The sequence below is a fragment of the Bradyrhizobium sp. SZCCHNR1002 genome (assembly GCF_032381435.1).
Taxonomy (GTDB): Bacteria; Pseudomonadota; Alphaproteobacteria; order Rhizobiales; family Xanthobacteraceae; genus Bradyrhizobium; species Bradyrhizobium aeschynomenes.
The window spans coordinates 64,529-84,516 of sequence record NZ_JAUHIS010000011.1 but is presented as its reverse complement, the minus strand read 5'-3'; the positions used below and the strand labels follow the sequence as shown (position 1 = coordinate 84,516).

Genomic DNA, 19,988 nt, shown 5'->3' with positions numbered 1-19,988 from the left:
GCCGCGATGATGGAATGCGAAGAGGCGATCCCGCGGCGGAGATCCGCCCGGGTGATGCACCTTGCGAGACCCTCGATCAGCGTGAGGGCGCAGGGAAGGCCGGACCTCGACTGAGGCCCGTGGCCCGCCTGCTCAAAAAAATGCAGGCGGCAGGTACCACAGGTTCAGCCGGAAATCCGGCCCTCCCTGCGCGATGGCTTTAACGGCTGCTTCGCGTTCTCCCTGGTGCGCCGGGCTTTCTGGCCACCATCCTCAACGCAGGGCAAAGCCTTACCGTGAGTTGATATCAGCGTCGGGATATCAGGACCGCGCGACTTGACCGTGCGCAGCGAATTGTTCGTCGGCGCGAGCGACCCCGCGCTGCAATCCACCACGCCCACCGCTCCCCGCCCCGCGTGCCGTGACGACCGCGATACGCCCCTCATCCCGGGACGGGATGCGCGGAAAGATCGTTCTGATTTGCCCGACGACGCAAGGACTAATAAGTGCGACAAAGTAACCCGACGGGCAGAGGCGTCACGAGTTGGGCAGTCGTGTCGAGCACCACTGCTTCCACAATGACTTCTGTCGTGCCGGCCTCGAGCCGCAGGGCTATCGCATATGGCGATCTATGTTTTGCGCCCCTCTCCCTCCGCGTCGTCATGGCCGGGCTTGTCCCGGCCATCCACGTTGTCCAGCATGCTGAGAACGACGTGGATGCCCGGGACGGAGCCCGGGCATGACGATGTGGAGACGGTTTCGCGACACACTCAGATTGACCATATGCGATAGCCCTGCCTCGAGCCGGGACCCAGCCACCGGCCGCGGTGATGCGGGCCGCTGACAGCTACGTCCCCCGACAGCATCCGCGGTATGGATCCCGGCGTTCGCCGGGACGACAGCGGTGGTGGGACGCGATCCTACAAAAACTCTGCGCTCGCATCACTCCTCCTCCAGACGAATGCCCGCGTCGCTGAGCGCCTCCATGAGCCGCTCAATGTCCTCGGGTTCGACCGTGCTGCCTGCGCAAAGCGCGTTGAGCTCGTCGAACGTGATCCAGCCCTTGCGTTCACCGGTCTCGATGGCATGGCGGATGATGTCGGACATCTGCATACAGCTCTCCCCGGAGATTGGCTCTCATAGATAGCGGGAAGAGTCGGTGTCGCGTGCGCACGTCTTACCGCGCCAGCACCTCGACCTCGCCGTCGACGCCGTTGACCACGCTGAAGGAGCGTTCGAACACCTTGCCTTCGTTCTTGGCGATGGCGCGGTAGTCGCCTTCGGAGAGCACGACCTTGGGGAAGGCGCCGACCGATTCCTTGATCACGTCGCCGCCGGGGTTGATGACGGACCAGGCGGTGTTGGCCAGTGCCTCGCCGCCCTTGTCGGAGACGAGCTTCAAGGTGATGACCGCGGCGCGGTGGGTGACGGTGACGTCGGTGAGCTTGCTGGCCTGGACACGGATGTCGGAGCGCACCACCGAATTGGCGTCGCCATAGTTGGAGACGATGTAGTAGGTCCCCTCCGGCAGCATCAGCATGTCGCCGGCGGCGACGTTCGGCACCAGCGGCGCACGCTCGCGGCCGTCGAACTGGCTGCCCTTGTAGATCGCGAACGAGATCTGGTTCTGCGGGATCTTGCTGGTGCCGACCCTGCCCTCGAGGCGCAGGCCGCCAGCCGGCAGCAGGAAGGATTCGCGATCGGTCTCCGTCTTCAGGCTCACCGTCCTGACCGCGCTGACGAGTCCAAGCGCGACGTGAACGACGTAGTTGCCGGGCGGCAGCACGATGTTCGGCGTGGCGCCGCGATCCTCACGCAGCATCTTGAAGGCGCCGGTCTCGTCGGGCCGGTCGGAGAAGACGCGCCAGACCAGCCCGCCATTGATACCCGGCAGATCCTTGCCGTAGCGCGCCGACAGCGACAGCACGCCCTGATTGGGCGCCGCAGCTGGGGGCGCAGCCACCGGCGGGATGGCGGCGGGCGCTCCGGGGGGAATCGCGGCCACCGGCGGTCCAGGCAAGGCCTGCGGCGCAGGGGGCAGGATGGGACCTGCCGCAGGGCCGGAGGGCGGCGCCAGGCTGACGGCGGCGCCGGGATCCGGCACCGAAGCGGGCGGAACCGGCGGCGGACGATCGCTGAACAGCTGGGCTGCGGCTGGAGGTGATACGAGCCCGGCGAACAGGCACGACAAAGCGAGCACAAGCCATAGCTGCCCGCTGCGCCGGAAACCCTGGGATCCGCGACCTCTCGTCATCATCCTGCTTTTGACCGAAAACGCGGCGAATTCAAGCCTGTACTGCGCTGTGCCCGGGGAACCGGACGCGGCCGCGCGGCTTGGCCGCAGGCCTGCGCGGTGGCACGGGCGCAGCCTCGAGCGAACCGCTCCGCCCCTTCAAATCGACGGCATCGGGTGCTCCCGTGAACCGGCATGAAGGATGCTTCTGGTACGCTCGACGGCGTCATGAGTCCGTTGCCGACTCGTTGCACAAAGTTGCGTAAGCGTGGAGACGACAAGTGCTGGATATCTTGAAGGGACGCCGCCAGGGCGGAGGCGAAAGCGCCAATGTCGGTCTCGGCACGATCCGCAAGCCGGTCATCGGGCTTGCACTCGGCGGCGGTGCGGCGCGCGGCTTTGCCCATATCGGCGTGATCCGGACCCTGATGGCGCACGGCATCGTGCCGGACGTCGTGGTCGGCACCTCGATCGGCGCGGTGGTCGGCGGCGCCTATGCGGCAGGCCAGCTCGACACGTTGGAGGAATGGGCGCGCAGCCTGCAGATGCGCAACGTGCTCGGCTATCTCGACATCCGTCTCAACGGCTCCGGCCTGATCGGCGGCGAGAAGCTCGCGGCCCAGCTGGAGGCCTCGCTCGGCCGCGTCGCGATCGAGGAACTGCCGATGAAGGTCGCGACCGTCGCGACCGAGATCCGAACCGGACACGAGATCTGGCTGACCCATGGCAGCCTGGTCGATGCCATGCGCGCCTCCTACGCCCTGCCCGGCATCTTCGCGCCGGTGCTGATCGGCGACCGCTGGCTGGTCGACGGCGCCATGGTCAATCCGGTGCCGGTGTCGGCCGCACGCGCGCTCGGCGCCGAGATCGTGATCGCCGCCAACCTGTCGAGCGACGTGTTCACGCATTCGACGACGATCTACTCGCATGGCCAGCCGGTCGAGGTGCCGGAAACGGTGATGGAGAGCGCGCCGGCCAAGCGCCGCTTCGGCAAGCTGTTCTCGCCGGAGCGCGCGGTGAAACGGCAGTTCTTCGGCGGCGGCGGCCGGCCCGGGATCTCCTCGGTCATGGTCGACGCCTTCAACATCATGCAGGACCGCATCACCCGCGCCCGGCTCGCCGGCGATCCGCCCGATCTTCTGATCTCGCCGCGCGTCGGCCAGATCGGCTGGTTCGATTTTCACCGTGCAGCCGATCTCATCGCGTTCGGCGCAAGGGCCGCCGAACGTGCGCTGGATTCGATCCAGGACGCAATCGGCGCGGCGGCGCCGGCCGGCGGCGGGGCTACGCCGTCTTGATGTACTGACGCAGCGCTTCCTGCTCGGTCTCGTATTCCTGGACGCGCCACTTCACGACGTCGCCGATCGAGATGAGGCCGACCACCACGCCGCCTTCGATCACCGGCAGATGGCGGAACTTGCCGTTGGTCATCATCTCCATGATGGAGGCGACAGTGTCGGCCGGCTTGCAGCTGACGACGCGGCGGGTCATGACGCTGGACACCGGCTCGGTGAGCACCGTGGCGCCACGCTCGCCGAGCGAGCGGACGATGTCGCGCTCGGAGAGAATGCCCTCCATCCGCGTGCCCGACATCACCAGCACCGCGCCGATCTTGCGATCGGCCAGCAGCTTGGCGGCTTCGGCGAGTGTGGTCTGGGCTTCGACGCTCTCGACCTTGTGGCCCTTGGTGTCGAGGATCGCACGTACTGTCATTGCTCATCTCCTTGAGAGGCCGATGCGCCTTCTTGAGCGAGGCGTCCTTGCGGCCGATGCATGCAGTCGTCTTCAGTCACGCTGATCGTCGAGTCACGAGACTCGATCGCAGTCTGGCAATGCGCCCGTCACGCTTGGGTTGCACTGCGCTCGGCAGGCCGGCGGATGGCCAGGAAAAAGGCCTGCCCTATTTGCCCGGAGTCGTGCCCCGGTTGCATCGGACGCAAATGATGAATGAATTCGCCGGCGCTCGCAAGCGCAGGAATGCGGCAACTAACCGTCGATCGGCTCCGACGGCAACGCAGGTGCAGCATCGGCGCGCACATGCGGGACCGGATCGAACAGCGCAAACAGGATGAGGCCGGCGACGAAACCGCCGATATGCGCCTGCCAGGCGACATCGGCCCCCTCGGCGCCGGGTGTGAGGTCGAAGGCGCCGAACAGGATGTTGACGCCGAACCACACCGCGAGGAAGCCGAGCACCCGCGGATTGCGCAGCGCGCGCGACAGCGACAGGGCCGGCACTCTTGCCGCCGCCTCGGCATCGCCGCGGCTGAACGACAGGAAGCCGCCGCGAACGAAGGCAAAGCGCATCGCCGCGGCCATCGCACCCGACACCGAGGCCGAGGCACCGATCATCGGCGCCAGCGCGTGCTCATGGGTGAGCAGATGCGCGAGCGCACCGGCTGCGGCCGTGGCTGCCATGAACAGATAGAACCTGAGCGCGCCGAAGCGGCGCGCCAGCGCGCTGCCGAACGGCAGCAGCCACAGCACGTTGAAGCCGATATGCGTCAGATTGGCGTGCAGCAGCGAGTAGCTGACGAAGGTCCAGATCTTGGCGGGTGTGCCGCCCGGGAACGGGCCATCCAGCAGGGTCTGGTCGTATCGTTTCGGCACAAAGGCGAACAGGTTGATGATCGCCGCGTCCCATTCCTCGGGCAGCAGCACGCGCAGATGGATCACGGCGATCAGCACGATATAGGCGGTCAGCGCGCCCGGCAGGTTCAGCATCGGCTCCCGCGTGTCCCGAAGCGGCGGATCTTGCGTGAGGTCTGACGGGGAATCCAAGGGAACGCACGCCTTCGACGAGAGGAACAGATCCGTCAGATAGGCGGCTTTGGCGGAATTGCGCAAGCGCACACATGCAGAGTTGATGTGCGGCCTGGAGGCCCGGCCTGCCCGGGCCTCGAACGAGCGGGATCTGAAAAGAAAAGAGGGAGAGCCCTGAGAAAGCCCTCCCTCGCAAGATCCGCCGGTCTTTTTGCGCGTCCGGAGAGCCCGGGGTGCTGTCCCCCACCCCTCCCCGTCGCGACGACCGGACTTGTTGTGTTCGACGCCTCGTGTACCTCACCGTTTCGCGGCGGACCTTCCACCTTCCGGCCGCGATCGGATGAACGCTTTCTTAACGATCCCGCGGCCGAAGCCAAGCACATCGTTAATTTAACCTTAACGCGCGGAAGCCGAGGAGAAAGCCGGCACGATCGCACCATCGGCATGGACGCTGCACAGCCCCTCCTGCACAAACAACCAGGGAGGCGCCTGGACGAAAGCGGGACAGCGATGTCCTGACAACGTCGAGGGCGCGAGGGGTCATCGAGATGAAACATCCGTCCAATCGCGAGCTCTTCGCCTATTGGAACGACAGGCGCGGCCACGCCAAGGCGCCGGAGCGCTGCGACTTCGAGCCGTCGGCCGTGCGCGAGCTGCTCGGCGACATCTTCGTCCTGTCCTGCGATGCCGACAGCGGCTTTCCGTTCCGCATGGCCGGCACGCGGCTGTGCGCCCTGCTCGGCGGCGACGTCAAGGACAAGAGCTTCCCGGCGCAGTTCACGCACCAGAGCCGCCGCGAGATCGAGGAGATCGCGACGGTGGTCTGCGAGGAGACGCTGCCGGCGATCGCCGGCGTGACGGCGCTGGCGCCGGATCGCACCACGGCCCATTTCGAACTGCTGCTGCTGCCGTTCGCCCCCCGCGCGCACGAGCCGATCAGCCTCACCGGCCTGCTCGCCCCGTTCGAGGCCCCGCAAGGTGCGCTCGGGCCGCTCGAGATGGTCTCCTGGCGCTACATCCATCCTCCCGTCGAGCCGATCGTGCCGCGCACGCTGCGCAAGCTGGCGCTGGCCCGCGGCCTGATGGTGTATGAGGGCCTCCGCTGAAGCTCCTCTAGCCGCATGAGCGCAGCGACATGCCGGTTCGCCGAAACGGCGCTTCACGATGGCCACACGATCGTCCGGACTCTCACGACGAGCTCTCTTGAACCGGCATGTCGCCGCGCTGATGCGGGCGACGCCATTGCGGTCGTATCGGCCGGAACTGCCCACAAAGCCGCGAACAACATGAACGCCCGCGGTGCTGCGATAACGCTGAATTAACCGTGCAGCATTTAGTTTCGTTGCTGGATCCGCCGGTCAGCTAAGAACCGGCTTTGAGTGGCGAAACATGGCGTTGCCGAACAAAAAACAATCCCTTCCGGCCGCCGAGGAGCGCCGCCGTTTCCAGCGGGTCAAGGTCCACCTGCTCGGCCGCTACATGCTGCCCGACCGGCGTGAGTTTCCGTGCCAGGTGATCAACATGTCGCCCGGCGGCCTTGCGCTGCTGGCACCGGGCATCGGCAATGTCGGCGACCGCGTGATCGCCTATCTCGACCATATCGGCCGCGTCGAGGGCAAGATCACCCGCATCATCGACAACGGTTTTGCGATGACCATCGGCGCCACCGCGCGCAAGCGCGACAAGCTCGCCGCACAGCTGACCTGGCTCGCCAACCGCGACATCCTCAATTTGCCGGAGGATCGCCGCCACGACCGTATCATTCCGCGCAACCCGATCGCGGTGCTCACGCTCGAGGACGGCACCAAGATGACGTGCCGCATCATCGACATGTCGCTGTCGGGCGCGGCCATCGCGGCGGAAAGCAAGCCGCCACTGAAATCCCTGGTCATGCTCGGCCGCGTGCAGGCGCGCGTGGTGCGAAATCTCGAAGGCGGCTTCGCCATCGAGTTCATGCACGCGCAGCTCGCCGAAACGCTCGAAGAGAGCGTTACCGCGCGGTAAAGCCGCAAGTCCTGCAAATCCCGCAACTTCACGGAGTGCACGGCGTCCGCCACCGCGGGCGCCGTGTGGCGTTCGGCCATCGCACGCGGTGCTCAGCGCAGTTAATTCGCCGTCCGAAAAGCGCCGGCCAAGCTGCAACGGCAGCGTTTTGCGTCTTAATGCACGGCATTTGAATCAAGCGCGATCGATTCAAATTTTAGGCAAATTCGATTCAACAGATCTTCGAATTATCGTCTTGTTTGAATTGGGTTTTCGTCAAATCCATCGTGGCGATTTAGCGGCAGCGAAAAATCTTTGTGAGACACATGGTCCCAACAAAACGGGGGCCAAAATGGTCAAGCGGACGGGACAGGCAAAAGGGTTGGCGGTGGTCGCCTTCCTGATGGCGATGGGGACGATGGCGCATGCCGGTGATGACCGGGTGCTCTATGCGAGCCTCGGCGACACCACGCGGGCCCCGATCGGCTGGATCGAGTTCTGCACCGAGACCCCTGTGGAATGCCGCGGCGGCGCGTCGCAGCCCCGCGACATCGTGCTGTCCCAGACGGCGTGGCGGGACCTGATAAAGGTCAATCGCTGGGTCAATGAGAACGTCAAGCCGATCACCGACATGGACCATTGGGGCGTGGTCGAGAAATGGTCGCTGCCGTCGGACGGCTACGGCGACTGCGAGGATTACGTGCTGTTGAAGCGCAAGCTGCTGATCGATGCCGGCTGGCCCCGCGAGGCGCTGCTGATCACGGTGGTGCGCGACAAGAAGGGTGAAGGACATGCCGTCCTCACCGTGAAGACCGACAAGGGCGAATACGTGCTCGACAATCAGAACGAGAGCGTCGTCGCCTGGACCGACACCGGCTACCGCTTCGTCAAGCGGCAGTCGCAGAGCGACCCGAACGTCTGGGTCTCGCTCGGCGACGCCCGCCCGGCAGTGGCCACCGCCAGCGCCCGAGAGCGCTAAGGAGCGCCCGAGAGCGCTGAACCTAGAGGCAGAGACATTCGAGTTACGCGACCCGGTCACATCCCCACCCCTCCCCGTCCCAGACCGGTTCGCGCGCGGCCAGCTCTCCCCCAAGGGCTGGCCGCAACTTTTTTTGGCCTTGCTTTGACGATACCCCGCAGGCAAGGCGCGGCGGTTGCCGGCCAACCTTGTTTTCCCTCGACCGTCGGGTTTAGGTTGTCGGCATGATGATGATCCTGCGAAGCGCGACGCTTCTGGCCGCGGCCCTGACCCTGGCGAATTGCTGCATGTCGGGCACCGGCTGCTCGGGTCCGATGGCCTCGGCCAATCCGCCGGCGGCGACCCCGGCGATGGCTGCCGCCCCCGCCATGGCGGGACCGCAGACGGCTGCGGCGGCCGATTGGGACGGACGCGTCGCCACCTCCGAGTCCGACACCGAGATGGTGATGGAGCCCGACATCGGCGGCCCCGCGCGCAAGGGCGGCAAGCGCCGCGGCGACCAACGTGTGGACGTGATGTCCTCGCAGTCCAGCTCCGGCGCTCGCGGCCGGATGAGCTGGGAGGAGGAACAGGCAGCCGACCTCGCCGACGAGGCGCGCCTCAAGCAGAAGCTCAACATCTGCCGGAACTGCAACGCGACCCAATAAGTCCCTGACGCCTCTGGCTCAGGGCCGCCGCTCAAGGTCCGATAATACCGTCACACCGTCGCCTGCCGAACCGCAGTTTTCGGCCTTGCACGCCTCTCTTTTGTCCGATTTGCTAATAGAGTCTTGCGGCCGGGACCCGGGCGCGGAGGTCTTGCGTTGTCTGCGCGGGGCCCCGTCCCGACGATATGACTTTTCCGCCGCTCCATTTTCGAGCGGCTTCCGAAGCTTTTTCCGATTTAAGGTGGTTTCGTGATGAACCCGGTGACGCGCGACACCAGACGCTATGTCGAAAAGTCCAACGTCGGCGCCGTCAAGAGCTCACAGCCGATCGCGCTGGCAGCGGCAACTCTCCTGGTGCTGGTCGCCGGCATCGGCGGCATCATGCTGTGGCGCGCCTATGGTGGATCACCGGGCGAGGCCGAGCGCGGGGCGGTGACGCGGCAGTTGCAGGCCAGGACGGTGCAGGCCTCCGAGCAGTTGGTGGAAAAGACCAAGGGCCTGGAAGCCACCCAGCAGGAATCGATCGATCAGCTGCAGATGATGCAGGAGCAGTTGCAGAGCATGCGCCGCCTGCTCGCCGCCCAGCAGGCCGACACCAAACGGCTGTCCGATCAGGTCTCGACCCTGAAGGACTCCATCGATGGCCTGCGCCAGTCCTTCGCCAGCACGCAATCCTCCGAGCAGGCCGCGCCGCCGCCACGCAATCGCAGCATCCGTTCGCGCGCCCATGCGAGCCGCAACGGTCATCGACATCGCCGCAACCGCAGCTAATTCGAACCCACCTATCCTGCCTGTACAAATCCTGCCGAATTTTCCCGGGCCCTTGTGAAGTGCTTCACACAGCAGGCTGCGGAATCGGGCCATCTTGAGGTCACCGGATGGCGAGCCAATTTCAGGATGGCGCAGGGCCAATTTCAATATCCGGGGCTGGCAAGGTCGTTGGCGCCATACTGCGCCGACGGCCTTGTTCTTTGTAGTTGTCCCCGATCGCAGCATCTTCACGGAACCGCGTTGCCGGACCTTAGCGCTCTCCGGCTGGTGACTTGCTTTTGAGCGCCACTTCTCTGCTCAATGCGCGCCTCACCGTTCGGGAGGAGCCCGCATGTCCGTCGAAGCTGAACCGACATCCGATGTCATCGGATTGACCAAAGTCGCCCCGTTCTCACGCCGCGGCTTCATGACCGCGTCCGCCGCCGTGACGGCCGGCTACACGCTCGCCGCCGGCCCCGTCCGGGCCGAGGTCATCACCACCGACACGAACGGCCTCAATGCCGGCGATGCCAAGGTGAAGGTCGCCGACGGCGAGATGCCGGCCTACTTCGCCAGGCCCGCCAGCGCCAGCAATCCGCCCGTCGTGCTGGTGGCGATGGAGATCTTCGGCCTGCATCAATACATCAAGGACGTGACGCGGCGACTCGCCAAGCTCGGCGCGTTCGCCGTCGCCCCCGACTACTACTTCCGCAAGGGGGTGGACCTCACCAAAATGGCCGAGATCAAGGATCTGCTGCCGATCGTCAACGCCAAGCCCGACGCGGAGCTGCTGTCGGATCTCGATGCAACGGTGGCCTGGGCCAAGTCGCAGGGCGGCGACACCTCGCGTCTCGGCATCGTCGGCTTCTGCCGCGGCGGCCGCACTGTGTGGGAATACGCGGCTCACAATGGCGGGCTGAAGGCCGGCGTGGCATTCTACGGCCCGCTGACCGATCCGCCCAATCCGGTGTGGCCGAAGAGCCCGACGCAGCTCGCGCCGGAGATGAAGGCCCCGGTGCTCGGACTCTACGGCGAGGCCGACACCGGCATTCCCGTCACCAGCGTCGAGGCGATGAAGACCGCGCTCGCGGACAACAAGAAGACCGCCGAGTTCAAGATCTATCCCGGCGCGCCGCACGGCTTTCATGCCGACTACCGCCCGAGCTATCGCAAGGACGCCGCCGAGGACGCCTGGGCGCAGATGCAGGCATGGTTCAAAAGGTATGGCGTGCTGAGCTGACGACGCGCATTTTCCCACCGCGTGGAAGGCGCGAAGCATCGAGCGAAGCCCGGATGCGCGAAGCGGCATCCGGGTTCATCGTCGCACGTCATGCGAGCCCGGGTATCGCTTCGCGCATCCGGGACGTATCGGCAGCGTCCGGACGACGAGGATGCGCCGGGGATCAGCGCCGCCGGCGCACTCTTGCCGGCTGGCGGGCGCCCTGCTCGAGCTCCCAGGCCATCCAGACCAGCGCGGCACCGAGACTGACGACGATGCCCATGAAGAGGAAGGTGAGTTCAGGGGATGTGAGTGAATTCATCATGCCTGGATCCCTGCAAGCGTTGCGCCAGCTCTTTCTCCATTGCCGGCGTTCATCGCACCGGCAAGAAATCGTGACGAGATATCGTTAAGGCGAAGTGACTGCCAACGCAGCACCCCACCTGCGGGTTCACCCGTTCATTCGCAGACTTCGATCGGACGAAGGCGCCAGCCGTGCGCTGTCCGCACGCGCTTCTTGACGACATAGCAGCCGCCGAGATCCTCATAAGTGTAGGGGTAGTAGTACGGATAGCCGCCGTAGTAGGCGGGATAGCCGAAGCCAAAACCGAGCGCGAAGCCCGGACCGAAGCCATGATGGAATCCGCCATGATGGAATCCGCCGCCATGAAAGCCGCCCGGCCCGCGCGCCGAAGCCGAGCCGGGAAGCACCATCAGCGCGACAGCGCCGCCCACCAGCAATCCCATGATCTTCTCGCGCATCGATCCGTCTCCAAATTCCGCAGGCCAGGTTGAGCCGCTGCAATGATGTCCGTCATTGCAACACCAACTCTTAAAGCCTGATTTGGAACAGCTCGCGGGCAGATGCGCTCACTTCTGCGCGATCTGATGTCTGCACATCACATCGCCGGACCACGGCAATACTCAGCAACCTCTGCAGATGCTCTTGACCTTCCGATCGACCGTCCGGTTCTCCCGCTGAATCTCGGCGTCCTCCGTCGCATCGCCGGCCCGGTTCGGTCCGGTCGCAGCAGTGCCGCCGGCGGCGCCGCGCCCGGTGCCGGTGGTCGTGCCCGCATTGCCGGACCCGAAGCCGCCGACGCCCGAGCCGGTCGATTGCGCCGTCCCGAGACTATTGGTGCCGTTGGCACCCGGCGTGCCCGGTTGCGACAGCCGCGCGCCATTGCCGACGCCGTTCGGATCGGCCTGCGCGTTGCCGAGGCCGGCGGCATTTCCCGTGGAAAGACCGCTCGTGCTGCCCGCGCCGGTGCCCGCTGCTCCCGCAGCGCTGCCTGCATTGGAAGCGCCGACGCTGCCGCCGGTCGCTCCGCTCCCGGTGCCGCTGGTCGCGGCGCCACCACCTGCAGCGCCGCCGCCTGCTCCGCCAGCACCGCCTCCGCCGCCTTGCGCGAACACGGCGGTCGCGGTGCCGAGCCCGGCAATCACGATCAATGTGCCGAATGAAAGTCTGGCCATCGAATGCTCTCCCTTTACATCTCAACCCGACCGGCGAGAGCGTGTTCCGGAACGAATGGGGAGCGGAGAGGATTGATGAGCCGAGGAGACCAAGGGTTCGTGCGCAAGCTGATCGCCTTCGACCAGGACACGTTCGACAAGCTCAAGCAGCTCGGCCGCGATCAGATGCTGAGCCTGCAGGATCTCGCCGACGAGGCGTTTATGGACCTGCTCGAAAAGCACGGTGTGCCGGCCGACTTGAAGGACGCACTGCGCAGGAGTGCAGTTGAGAACGGCGATGGCCCGGGCACGCCAAGCGATGGCGCCAAGCCGAGGACCAGGGTCAAGACCCGGCCGAGAAAGAGGAGCAAGACGTCAGCATGAGCACCGACCCCGATCCGTTCGAGCAGGGCGAGCGCGCGGCGCGCGACAACATTCCGGCCGAGGCCAATCCCTATCAGGACGGCAGCGAACAGCATGCGTTGTGGGCGAGCGGCCACGAGCGGATCGCCAGTGCGCGCGAGGCCGGCGAGTCCGAGGGCACGTGACATCGGCGTGACCGCTCGCGCGCTCGGGAGCCTCAGCCGATTTTCTTCAGCCCCTTGGTATAGCGCGGTCCCTTGGCGACGTAGGCCTTGGCCGCGATGCCCATGCGCTCGACCTGCGCCGGCTCGAGCGTGCGCACGACACGGGCGGGCGCGCCGACGATCAGCGAATATTCCGGAAAGTCCTTGCCTTCGGTGACGATGGCGCCGGCGCCGACGACGCTGCCGCGGCGGATGTGCGCGCCGTTCATGACGATCGAGCCCATGCCGATCAGCGCATCGTCCTCGACGGTGCAGCCGTGCAGGATCACGTTGTGGCCGACCGTGACGTTGCGACCGACACGCAGCGGGAAGCCGGGATCGACGTGACAGGTGGCATTATCCTGGACGTTGGAGCCTTCGCCAATCTCGATCCAGTCATTGTCGCCGCGAATGACCGCGCCGAACCAGACGGTGACCTCCCTGGCGAGCTTCACACGGCCGATCACGGTCGCATTGTCGGCGATATAGTAGTTGCCGTCCGCAGGCAGCTCGGGCCCCTGCCCGTCGAGTTCGTAGATGGCCATCGAGGTCTCCCGTTCGCAGGTGACCTTGGCACAGCCCGCCGAATAATTTCAAGCAACCGGGCAGCAGCGCGGGCCGGATGTGGAACTCAGGTCAGCACGCCGGCGGCGCGCAGCGTCATCACGACGAACGTGCCGGACATCATGCTCCAGAAGCCGGCGATCACGGTGGCCAGCATCACGAACTCGAAGCGGCGGCGCTCGATCCGGGCGCCGCGCAGCGTGTTGCGCATGATGATGAAGGGGGCGGCGAACACCAGGAACGGCACGGCCGCAAAGCGGCGCGGCGTCACGCCCTCCTGCAACAGCTCGAACCCGGGCGGACGCTCGGCGTAGGCCTGATAGCCGCTGGCCAGAGCGCCGGCCAAGGCGAAACCGATCAGGAGCGAGAACAGCGAATTGAACGCCTCTGCCGACATCGTACGCACCCACACACTTGCAGAACTGCCCGATGCTGGTTTGGCAAAATCCCGAGGCGCCCGCCACATTATCCTTAAGAAAGGGTTAATCGGGCCTGCGGCAAAAGCGCAGCGCTGTGCCGGTAAGATCCTGCAGAAAAGCGTATCGACGTGGCATAGTCGCGGTGATTCGGCCCAGAGATCCCCTGCCCGCCATGACGATGTTTTCGGTCCGCAGCGCCCGCCCTTCGAACGGACATGGCCATGCCGTGCCGATCATGATCGGCTGCATGCTGGCGGCCGCTGCCGTGGCGGTCGTGGCCTACCTGCTATGGCCGACGTGGCGAGCCGGCACCTTCAAGGGACCGGAGCGCCTGCCGGTGAGCATCGGCGGCACCATCTTCAACGTACCGGCGGCGGCCATCAGGGTGAAGATCCAGCGCCATACTGGCCCGCAGGAACGGGTCGATCTCGGCTTTGACTATCCCTCGCTGACCCCGCCCGAGGCGCCACACCATGTCAGCGCCGATCAGATCGATCAGGCACCGCATCCGATCGACCGCATCTTCGTCTCGATCTCGGCGCATCACGATGCGCTGTCGCCGGAGGCGCGGCTGAAGACGATCTATCCGCGCTATCTGAACCCTGCGCCGGTCTCGGTGCAGGACGGATTGACGATGCGCGGCTTCCGCGCCGGCACGCCCTACGATGTCGAGGACCTGTTCGCAGCCGAGCAGCCCGCATTGGTGGCGCGCTGCACCCGCGATGCGTCCACGCCCGGCATGTGCCTCAGCGAGCGCCGCATCGACGGCGCGGACCTCGTGTTTCGCTTCCCGCGCAGCTGGCTGTCGCAATGGCAGGACGTCGCGGCCGCGATGGAGCGGCTGACGGCGCAGATGCATGCGGTGAAGTAGTCGTTGATGGTGGCCCGGATGAGCGCAGCGACATCCGGATCCTCCGACACGGCGCGTGTGAACCCGCATGTCGCTTCGCTCATGCGGGCGACGCTCGGCGCGCCCTGTTACTCACCATTCAGCTCATGAGCACGGCACGTGAGCGTCGGCAGATGACGCCGACACATTGGCGCGATGCTCATGAATGCACCCTCTCCCCTTGCGGGAAATGGCATGAGGACAGAGCCACAAACGCGCTTGGGTGAAAGGTATCTCTCGACGAACATCACTCGCGGAGAGAGACCCCTCCCCCAAGCGATGCTGATCGGCCGGCATGGCCCTCTCCCACAACAAGGGGAGAAGGCGCATTCACTGGCACCGCGCCTTCAGTTGTACCTGCGCGGCGCCCAATGCCGATTGCGCAAATGCTGGGCTACTTACCTACTCGACCAGGTCGTCTTCCAGGATCGCCATCTGGAACTGGAACGAGCGATCGTCGTCCTCGTCGTCGACGAACAGGACGCCGATGAACTCCTCGCCGATATAGACCTCGGCGGAGTCCTCCTTCTTCGGCCGCGGCACGACGCGGATCTTGGGATTGCCGAACACGCGCTTCAGATACGCGTCGAGCTTCCTGACTTCCTGAACGTCCACGGGTGATCTCCAATCAAAGCGGGTTTGCTTGTTGTCCAGGGACGTGACGCTGTGCACGCCCGTGACCTCGAAGCTTGTTAGTTCAGCCCGTCGATCCCGGCACGGACGCCAGCGTCATCGAACGGACCTGAAAGGGACGACGTGGATCTCACATTCAGTCCGCCGCGGCAATGGCGGATCGTCAGATCCACAGACCGCCGATGTGTTCGCACGAAATCCAGTGATTGAAAAGCTCTTGACTCGGAGATTGCGCGCGTCGCGGCTCAGATGCCGATTGCGTTGATCATCTGGTCCATGGTGCGCGACGGCTCGGCGCAACCCGCCTCGCCGACGATCTTCGCCGGCACGCCGGCGACGGTAACGTTGTTAGGTACCGGCTTGACGACCACCGACCCCGCCGCGATGCGCGCGCAGTGACCGACCTCGATATTGCCGAGCACCTTGGCGCCGGCGCCGATCAGCACGCCGTGGCGAATCTTCGGATGACGGTCCTCGTTCTCCTTGCCGGTGCCGCCGAGCGTCACACCGTGCAGGATCGAGACGTTGTCCTCGATGATCGCCGTCTCGCCGCAGACGAAGCCGGTGGCGTGATCGAGGAAGATGCCGCGGCCGATGCGCGCCGCCGGATTGATGTCGGTCTGGAACACGGCGGAGGAGCGGCTCTGCAGGTAGAAGGCGAAGTCCTTGCGGCTCTTGCGATACAGCCAGTTCGCGAGGCGATGCGTCTGCAGCGCGTGGAAGCCCTTGAAGTACAGCAAGGGATCGATGAAGCGCGAGGTCGCGGGATCGCGGTCGTAGACGGCGACGAGATCGGCGCGGAAGGCGTGGCCGAGATCCGGCTCGTCGCGCAGCGCATCATCGAAGGTCTGGCGGATCAGGTCGCCGGACAGCGCGGAATGATCGAGACGGTCGGCGACGCGATGCACGACCGAGTCTTCCAGCCGGCTGTGATGCAGGACCGTCGAATAGATGAACGTGGCAAGCTCGGGCTCGCGCCGGACGATCTCTTCGGCTTCGTGACGGATCCGGTCCCAGATCGGATCGAGCGTCGCCAGCTTTCCGCTCTGGGGATGGGTCTGATGCATGGCCATGGCTGCGTCTCGCGGAGTTCAGTGGGCAGGCAATATAGCACGGCGCGTGGAATGATGTCCTCCGCGCGCCCGCGCTCGGGTCATCGTTCTGGTCCAGCCAGCCTCTCTCCCAGAGAGCACGGGATTGAGACATTTCCGTTACGCGCAGGTCTAAGCCGCGTTCCCGCTCGGGCGCGGCGTCGGCTCAAGGTGGTCAGCGGGAACCGGAAATCAAGGCTGCACCCATGGGGAAACAAACCTGCACCCCCCTCGGAAAACCCGCCCTGAGGCAAAAAGGAACCACCCGGGAACAGAAACCGGACCGTCCCCCGCGCGATCACGGGGCCCGCTTTACCATCCATCAGCCTGCGTCTATTGGTAAATATGGCCCTGACCATGTTTTGGCCATGGTGCTCCGAACCGGGGGACGCAGGCATCAGTAACACTCAGATCCTGGACGAACGCGCAGCCGAGGCCGGATCGGCCTGGCTCCCCGTCATCGTCATCCCGCTCTTCCTGGTCGCGCCGGCGCTGTGGAACGGCTATCCGCTGCTGCAGTGGGACACTGGCGGCTATCTCGCGCGCTGGTACGAAGGCTATCTGGTGCCGAGCCGCTCCACGGTGTTCGGCCTCTATCTGCATTGGGGCGAGGGCTCCAGCTTCTGGCTCAATCTCGGCCTGCAGGCGCTGGCAACCCTGTGGATCCTGCAACTGACCTTGCGCGTGCTGGGACTCAACCAGCCGCTGCGCCTGCTGTGGATGGGCCTGCTGCTGATCCTGACCACTGCCCTGCCCTGGCTCGCCAGCATGCTGCTGACCGACATCTTCGCCGGCCTGTCGGTGCTGGCGCTGTTCATCCTGGTGACGCAGGCGCGCCGGATCTCCGCAATGGAGACAATCGCGCTGTTCGGCTTCGTCGCCTTCGCCTCCGCCACCCACAGCGCCACGCTCGGCGTCCTGTTCGGCCTGTGCTGCGCGGGCTGGATGGCCTATCCATGGCTGCGTCGGCAGATCGCACTCTCGGGCCTGGTCCAGGCCAGCCTGACCATCGTCGCAGGCGCCGCGATGCTGCTCGCCGCGAACTTCGCCCTGTCCGGCCAGCTGGCGTGGACACCGGGCGGCACCGGCGTCGCCTTCGGCCGCATGCTGCAGGACGGCATCGTCGCGCAATATCTGAAGGATCATTGCGGGCGCGAAAAGCTCAAGCTCTGCCCCTATCGCAACGAGCTGCCGCCCACGGCCGACGATTTCCTGTGGGGCAACAGCATGTTCAACAAGCTCGGCCGCTTCGAGGGCATGAACGAGGAGATGGGCTTCATCGTCAAGCGATCGCTGGCCGCCTATCCGCTGTGGCAGGCCAAGGCGGCGGCGGTCGCCACCGCCGAGCAGCTCATGCATGTGGCGACCGGTGAAGGCACCAGCGGCTGGGTGCCGCACACCTACGGCATCATCGAGCGCTACATCCCGGCGCAGGTCCGTCAGATGCGCGCGGCGCATCAGCAGCATTGGGAGATCAATTTCGCGGTCGTGAACTGGCTGCACGTGCCGGTCGCGCTCGGCTCGATGCTCGCGGCTGCGGCGATCGCCGCGCATGCGATCTGGCGCCGGCGTCGCGACGACGTCGCTCTGCTCGCAACGACGGTGACGCTCGCTCTGCTCGGCAACGCCGTCATTTGCGGCGTCATCTCCGGCCCGCACGACCGCTACGGCGCGCGGCTGGTGTGGATCGCGACGTTTGCGGTGCTGATCGCCGTCGCCCGCTGGCTGAGTGGCGAGCGAACCGACGGAACGGCGGAGGCTCTCCCGTAGCCCGCATGAGCGACAGCCGGCGCCGCGAGGCGTCGGCGAAAGCGACATGCGGGGTCACACGAGCTGCGTCGGAGACCCCGGGATCGCTTCGCTCGCCCGGGCTACGCGGTCACCGCCTGGCGAGGAAATCGATTACGCCTGCCTTGTAGACCTTGTCGCCAACGGCACGCATGTGGTCGCGGTTGGGAATGTCGAGCACCTCGGCGCCAGGAATCAGCGCACCGAGTGCGGGGCCGGAGCCCGACACCTCGTCCGTCGTACCGACCGCGACCAGCACCGGCACCGCGATGCGGCCGACCTCCTCGCGCGACAGCAGGCCACGCGAGCCCCGCATGCAGGCCGCGAGCGCGAGACGATCCGAGCGGGTCTGGTCCGCGAAGGCGCGAAACGTCTTGCCGACGGGATCGGTGACGTCATCGATCGACGGCGCCTCGAGCGCAGCCGCGACGTTCTCGCCGGGACCGCCGCCCTCGATCATCGCCATGCCGATGCCGCCGAAGATCGCCGAGCGCAAGCGCTCCGGCGTGGTCAGCGCGATATGAGCCGCGATGCGCCCACCGAGCGAGTAGCCCATCACATCGGCGCTCGCGAGGCCCAGATGGTCCATCAGCGCGGTGACGTCGCTCGCCATCTCGGGAAGCGCATATTGCGCCGGATCGTACGGCTTGGCCGACTCGCCATGGCCGCGATTGTCGAGCGCGATGACCCGGCGGCCGGCCTTGCGCAGCTCGGTCACCCAGCCCGGGTAGATCCAGTTGACATTCTTGGTCGAGGCGAAGCCGTGGACGAGCACGATCGGATCGCCCTCGCCTTCGTCGATGAAGGCAATGTCGACGGCGCCGTTGGAAAAGCTCGGCATGAGCAGGAGTCCCGAAAATTCTGGATGACGACGATGCGATGAAGTCTAGCCGCAGGGCGTCGCCGCGGCCAGATCGGTGCTGGCGGCCGTGGCCTGCATGCGTCGCAGACGGCGCCGCTTGCCGCGGTCGATCACGCCCCGCGTCGCACGCTCGGTCATGGATTTGAGCGATGCGACGAACCCGAGCAGGCTCATCAGGGCGCTGAACAGCCAGAGCGCCAGGTTGAACGCGCCGGCGGTGAGCAGCAGCGCGCCGCGGCCGAGCAGCTTCAGAATCGCGCGGGTCTGGCCGCCTTTGGCTTCGGCGAGCCGTGCGGCGCGGGCAATGTCCTTCGGCCCCTCGGCGAGCTTGAGCGAATCGAGCGCGCCGCGCGTGCCGGCCTTCTCGGTGATGCGGCCGACGTCCTTGCCCAGGCGCACCAATGCGCCGGCCTTCTCGGCCCGGAACGCGGCGCGGATCGCGGTCGCGGTTTCGCCCGGCCGCAACACCGAGCCGGTGGCGACCGCCTGCTGCAGCATCGGCGCATCGACAACCTCACGCGCCGAGCGTCCGGCCCAGGCCGCAAGCCCCTCGCCGAGCCGGCCGACCTTGCGGGCATCCTTGACCAGGGTCAGCCCAGCCCGCACCGGCGCGGCGCCGCCCGCCGACACATAAGTCGCCGCGGTGACGGCGAGCCCGGCAGCGGCGAGGCCGAGCACGAGACGATCGGTCTCCTCGCCCATCACCAGATGCTTGCCTTCACGCACGGCGTCGCGAATGTCGCCGAACACGAACAGGTCGCCAGCGACGGTGCCGGACAGGCTCGCGACGTCGTCGGCCTGGCCGGTGACGAGACCGGTCGCAAAGCGCTTCGCCACGCTCGCCGGCGCCTTCTCGGCGGCCGCGGCATCGCTCACCCGCTGCACCTGCGTGGCATCCAGCGCGACCTGGTGCTCGCGCGCCAGCGCGATGAAGCTCTCGGCGAGCTCCGGATCACCGGCGGCGAGCGCCTCGTCGATGTCACGGGCGATCCGCGCCGGATCGGTCCGCAGCACGGCGGCGACCTGCAGCTCCGACAGCCGGGCCGGATCGTCGGCGGCCGCGATCACGGTGCCTGCGTGCCAGGCATGGGGCCACAGCGCAGCGCCGATTGCGGCGCTGACGGCAAGGCCGGCCGCGGCCAGGCTGAGCCTCCACTTGATTCGCATC

At 66.1% G+C, this 19,988-nt stretch carries 24 protein-coding genes; 11 read left to right on the top strand and 13 right to left on the bottom strand.

From position 1 onward, the window contains the following. Positions 1 to 921: 921 nt before the first annotated feature. A complete protein-coding gene (locus tag QX108_RS32900) occupies positions 922 to 1,092 on the bottom strand; it encodes an RNA polymerase sigma factor region1.1 domain-containing protein (RefSeq protein WP_315786456.1) in 171 nt (56 codons plus the stop codon). A gap of 64 nt (positions 1,093 to 1,156) precedes the next feature. Beyond that, positions 1,157 to 2,236 (bottom strand): hypothetical protein, encoded by a 1,080-nt coding sequence (locus tag QX108_RS32895; protein ID WP_409998578.1) that lies wholly within the window; start codon positions 2,234 to 2,236, stop codon positions 1,157 to 1,159. A gap of 257 nt (positions 2,237 to 2,493) precedes the next feature. On the opposite strand from QX108_RS32895, the gene QX108_RS32890 reads away from it, so the two are divergent. After that, the gene (locus QX108_RS32890) at positions 2,494 to 3,510 is read left to right on the top strand and encodes a patatin-like phospholipase family protein (protein ID WP_172107897.1); all 1,017 of its coding nucleotides are present in this window, start codon (positions 2,494 to 2,496) and stop codon (positions 3,508 to 3,510) included. On the opposite strand, the gene QX108_RS32885 is transcribed toward QX108_RS32890, so the two are convergent. Then, positions 3,497 to 3,925, bottom strand: coding sequence for a CBS domain-containing protein (locus QX108_RS32885; RefSeq protein ID WP_315786453.1), 429 nt, complete (start codon positions 3,923 to 3,925; stop codon positions 3,497 to 3,499). The genes QX108_RS32890 and QX108_RS32885 overlap by 14 nt on opposite strands. 273 nt (positions 3,926 to 4,198) lie before the next feature. Further along, the gene (locus QX108_RS32880) at positions 4,199 to 4,993 is read right to left on the bottom strand and encodes a rhomboid family intramembrane serine protease (RefSeq protein ID WP_315786451.1); all 795 of its coding nucleotides are present in this window, start codon (positions 4,991 to 4,993) and stop codon (positions 4,199 to 4,201) included. Between the two features lie 530 nt (positions 4,994 to 5,523). Between QX108_RS32880 and QX108_RS32875 the strand changes: the two genes are divergently transcribed. The 6 genes from QX108_RS32875 to QX108_RS32850 all read left to right on the top strand — a co-directional run bounded on the left by QX108_RS32875 (position 5,524) and on the right by QX108_RS32850 (position 10,574). Next, a complete protein-coding gene (locus tag QX108_RS32875; RefSeq protein ID WP_172130913.1) occupies positions 5,524 to 6,081 on the top strand; it encodes a PAS domain-containing protein in 558 nt (185 codons plus the stop codon). A 283-nt stretch (positions 6,082 to 6,364) separates the two neighbouring features. Continuing rightward, on the top strand, positions 6,365 to 6,979 hold the full coding sequence (locus QX108_RS32870) for a PilZ domain-containing protein (RefSeq protein WP_172107890.1): 615 nt from the start codon (positions 6,365 to 6,367) through the stop codon (positions 6,977 to 6,979). Between the two features lie 331 nt (positions 6,980 to 7,310). Then, positions 7,311 to 7,937, top strand: coding sequence for a transglutaminase-like cysteine peptidase (locus tag QX108_RS32865; RefSeq protein ID WP_315719489.1), 627 nt, complete (start codon positions 7,311 to 7,313; stop codon positions 7,935 to 7,937). A 224-nt stretch (positions 7,938 to 8,161) separates the two neighbouring features. Next, complete coding sequence (locus tag QX108_RS32860; protein ID WP_246739381.1) at positions 8,162 to 8,584, top strand: hypothetical protein; 423 nt, start codon at positions 8,162 to 8,164, stop codon at positions 8,582 to 8,584. Positions 8,585 to 8,836: 252 nt separating this feature from the next. Beyond that, complete coding sequence (locus QX108_RS32855; RefSeq protein WP_315719488.1) at positions 8,837 to 9,355, top strand: hypothetical protein; 519 nt, start codon at positions 8,837 to 8,839, stop codon at positions 9,353 to 9,355. 331 nt (positions 9,356 to 9,686) lie between these two features. Continuing rightward, positions 9,687 to 10,574 (top strand): dienelactone hydrolase family protein, encoded by an 888-nt coding sequence (locus QX108_RS32850; RefSeq protein ID WP_409998577.1) that lies wholly within the window; start codon positions 9,687 to 9,689, stop codon positions 10,572 to 10,574. A gap of 163 nt (positions 10,575 to 10,737) precedes the next feature. Here the strand turns inward: QX108_RS32850 and QX108_RS32845 are convergent, their stop codons facing one another. From QX108_RS32845 to QX108_RS32835, 3 genes are all read right to left on the bottom strand, one after another. Continuing rightward, on the bottom strand, positions 10,738 to 10,878 hold the full coding sequence (locus tag QX108_RS32845) for a hypothetical protein (RefSeq protein WP_172115385.1): 141 nt from the start codon (positions 10,876 to 10,878) through the stop codon (positions 10,738 to 10,740). Positions 10,879 to 11,012: 134 nt separating this feature from the next. Further along, positions 11,013 to 11,315 carry a hypothetical protein gene (locus QX108_RS32840; protein ID WP_315719487.1) on the bottom strand — a complete coding sequence of 101 codons (303 nt, stop codon included), beginning with the start codon at positions 11,313 to 11,315 and terminating at the stop codon, positions 11,013 to 11,015. A gap of 162 nt (positions 11,316 to 11,477) precedes the next feature. Then, positions 11,478 to 12,029, bottom strand: a complete 552-nt coding sequence (locus QX108_RS32835; protein ID WP_315786447.1) for a hypothetical protein — start codon at positions 12,027 to 12,029, stop codon at positions 11,478 to 11,480. Between the two features lie 75 nt (positions 12,030 to 12,104). Here QX108_RS32835 and QX108_RS32830 point away from each other — a divergent pair, with 75 nt between their 5' ends. Both QX108_RS32830 and QX108_RS32825 read left to right on the top strand, forming a co-directional pair. After that, positions 12,105 to 12,392, top strand: coding sequence for a hypothetical protein (locus tag QX108_RS32830; RefSeq protein WP_315719485.1), 288 nt, complete (start codon positions 12,105 to 12,107; stop codon positions 12,390 to 12,392). Beyond that, entirely contained in the window at positions 12,389 to 12,556 is a 168-nt protein-coding gene (locus tag QX108_RS32825; protein WP_315719484.1) for a hypothetical protein, read from the top strand. The genes QX108_RS32830 and QX108_RS32825 overlap by 4 nt, the downstream gene beginning before the upstream one ends. A gap of 32 nt (positions 12,557 to 12,588) precedes the next feature. Here the strand turns inward: QX108_RS32825 and QX108_RS32820 are convergent, their stop codons facing one another. After that, positions 12,589 to 13,119 carry a gamma carbonic anhydrase family protein gene (locus QX108_RS32820; RefSeq protein ID WP_315786444.1) on the bottom strand — a complete coding sequence of 177 codons (531 nt, stop codon included), beginning with the start codon at positions 13,117 to 13,119 and terminating at the stop codon, positions 12,589 to 12,591. Between the two features lie 86 nt (positions 13,120 to 13,205). Beyond that, positions 13,206 to 13,535 carry a DUF6949 family protein gene (locus tag QX108_RS32815; protein WP_172115419.1) on the bottom strand — a complete coding sequence of 110 codons (330 nt, stop codon included), beginning with the start codon at positions 13,533 to 13,535 and terminating at the stop codon, positions 13,206 to 13,208. 194 nt (positions 13,536 to 13,729) lie between these two features. Here QX108_RS32815 and QX108_RS32810 point away from each other — a divergent pair, with 194 nt between their 5' ends. Beyond that, positions 13,730 to 14,428 carry a hypothetical protein gene (locus tag QX108_RS32810; protein WP_315719482.1) on the top strand — a complete coding sequence of 233 codons (699 nt, stop codon included), beginning with the start codon at positions 13,730 to 13,732 and terminating at the stop codon, positions 14,426 to 14,428. Between the two features lie 420 nt (positions 14,429 to 14,848). Here QX108_RS32810 and QX108_RS32805 read toward each other — a convergent pair whose 3' ends face one another. Beyond that, positions 14,849 to 15,061, bottom strand: coding sequence for a DUF3126 family protein (locus QX108_RS32805; RefSeq protein ID WP_006611186.1), 213 nt, complete (start codon positions 15,059 to 15,061; stop codon positions 14,849 to 14,851). Between the two features lie 263 nt (positions 15,062 to 15,324). Continuing rightward, a complete protein-coding gene (gene cysE / locus QX108_RS32800; protein ID WP_315719481.1) occupies positions 15,325 to 16,152 on the bottom strand; it encodes a serine O-acetyltransferase in 828 nt (275 codons plus the stop codon). Between the two features lie 375 nt (positions 16,153 to 16,527). Between cysE and QX108_RS32795 the strand changes: the two genes are divergently transcribed. Next, complete coding sequence (locus QX108_RS32795) at positions 16,528 to 17,940, top strand: hypothetical protein (RefSeq protein WP_315719480.1); 1,413 nt, start codon at positions 16,528 to 16,530, stop codon at positions 17,938 to 17,940. Positions 17,941 to 18,049: 109 nt separating this feature from the next. On the opposite strand, the gene QX108_RS32790 is transcribed toward QX108_RS32795, so the two are convergent. Both QX108_RS32790 and QX108_RS32785 read right to left on the bottom strand, forming a co-directional pair. Next, a complete protein-coding gene (locus QX108_RS32790; RefSeq protein ID WP_315719479.1) occupies positions 18,050 to 18,799 on the bottom strand; it encodes an alpha/beta hydrolase in 750 nt (249 codons plus the stop codon). A gap of 45 nt (positions 18,800 to 18,844) precedes the next feature. Further along, entirely contained in the window at positions 18,845 to 19,987 is a 1,143-nt protein-coding gene (locus tag QX108_RS32785; protein WP_315786588.1) for a hypothetical protein, read from the bottom strand. Between the last annotated feature and the right edge of the window lies 1 nt (position 19,988).

Coding starts and splice junctions, on each gene's coding strand:
- QX108_RS32900 (WP_315786456.1), bottom strand. CDS start 1,092: ATGCAGATGTCCGACATCATCCGCCATGCCATCGAGACCGGTGAACGC.
- QX108_RS32895 (WP_409998578.1), bottom strand. CDS start 2,236: ATGATGACGAGAGGTCGCGGATCCCAGGGTTTCCGGCGCAGCGGGCAG.
- QX108_RS32885 (WP_315786453.1), bottom strand. CDS start 3,925: ATGACAGTACGTGCGATCCTCGACACCAAGGGCCACAAGGTCGAGAGC.
- QX108_RS32875 (WP_172130913.1), top strand. CDS start 5,524: ATGAAACATCCGTCCAATCGCGAGCTCTTCGCCTATTGGAACGACAGG.
- QX108_RS32870 (WP_172107890.1), top strand. CDS start 6,365: ATGGCGTTGCCGAACAAAAAACAATCCCTTCCGGCCGCCGAGGAGCGC.
- QX108_RS32865 (WP_315719489.1), top strand. CDS start 7,311: ATGGTCAAGCGGACGGGACAGGCAAAAGGGTTGGCGGTGGTCGCCTTC.
- QX108_RS32860 (WP_246739381.1), top strand. CDS start 8,162: ATGATGATGATCCTGCGAAGCGCGACGCTTCTGGCCGCGGCCCTGACC.
- QX108_RS32855 (WP_315719488.1), top strand. CDS start 8,837: ATGAACCCGGTGACGCGCGACACCAGACGCTATGTCGAAAAGTCCAAC.
- QX108_RS32850 (WP_409998577.1), top strand. CDS start 9,687: ATGTCCGTCGAAGCTGAACCGACATCCGATGTCATCGGATTGACCAAA.
- QX108_RS32845 (WP_172115385.1), bottom strand. CDS start 10,878: ATGATGAATTCACTCACATCCCCTGAACTCACCTTCCTCTTCATGGGC.
- QX108_RS32840 (WP_315719487.1), bottom strand. CDS start 11,315: ATGCGCGAGAAGATCATGGGATTGCTGGTGGGCGGCGCTGTCGCGCTG.
- QX108_RS32835 (WP_315786447.1), bottom strand. CDS start 12,029: ATGGCCAGACTTTCATTCGGCACATTGATCGTGATTGCCGGGCTCGGC.
- QX108_RS32830 (WP_315719485.1), top strand. CDS start 12,105: ATGAGCCGAGGAGACCAAGGGTTCGTGCGCAAGCTGATCGCCTTCGAC.
- QX108_RS32825 (WP_315719484.1), top strand. CDS start 12,389: ATGAGCACCGACCCCGATCCGTTCGAGCAGGGCGAGCGCGCGGCGCGC.
- QX108_RS32820 (WP_315786444.1), bottom strand. CDS start 13,119: ATGGCCATCTACGAACTCGACGGGCAGGGGCCCGAGCTGCCTGCGGAC.
- QX108_RS32815 (WP_172115419.1), bottom strand. CDS start 13,535: ATGTCGGCAGAGGCGTTCAATTCGCTGTTCTCGCTCCTGATCGGTTTC.
- QX108_RS32810 (WP_315719482.1), top strand. CDS start 13,730: ATGACGATGTTTTCGGTCCGCAGCGCCCGCCCTTCGAACGGACATGGC.
- cysE (WP_315719481.1), bottom strand. CDS start 16,152: ATGGCCATGCATCAGACCCATCCCCAGAGCGGAAAGCTGGCGACGCTC.
- QX108_RS32795 (WP_315719480.1), top strand. CDS start 16,528: ATGTTTTGGCCATGGTGCTCCGAACCGGGGGACGCAGGCATCAGTAAC.
- QX108_RS32790 (WP_315719479.1), bottom strand. CDS start 18,799: ATGCCGAGCTTTTCCAACGGCGCCGTCGACATTGCCTTCATCGACGAA.
- QX108_RS32785 (WP_315786588.1), bottom strand. CDS start 19,987: ATGCGAATCAAGTGGAGGCTCAGCCTGGCCGCGGCCGGCCTTGCCGTC.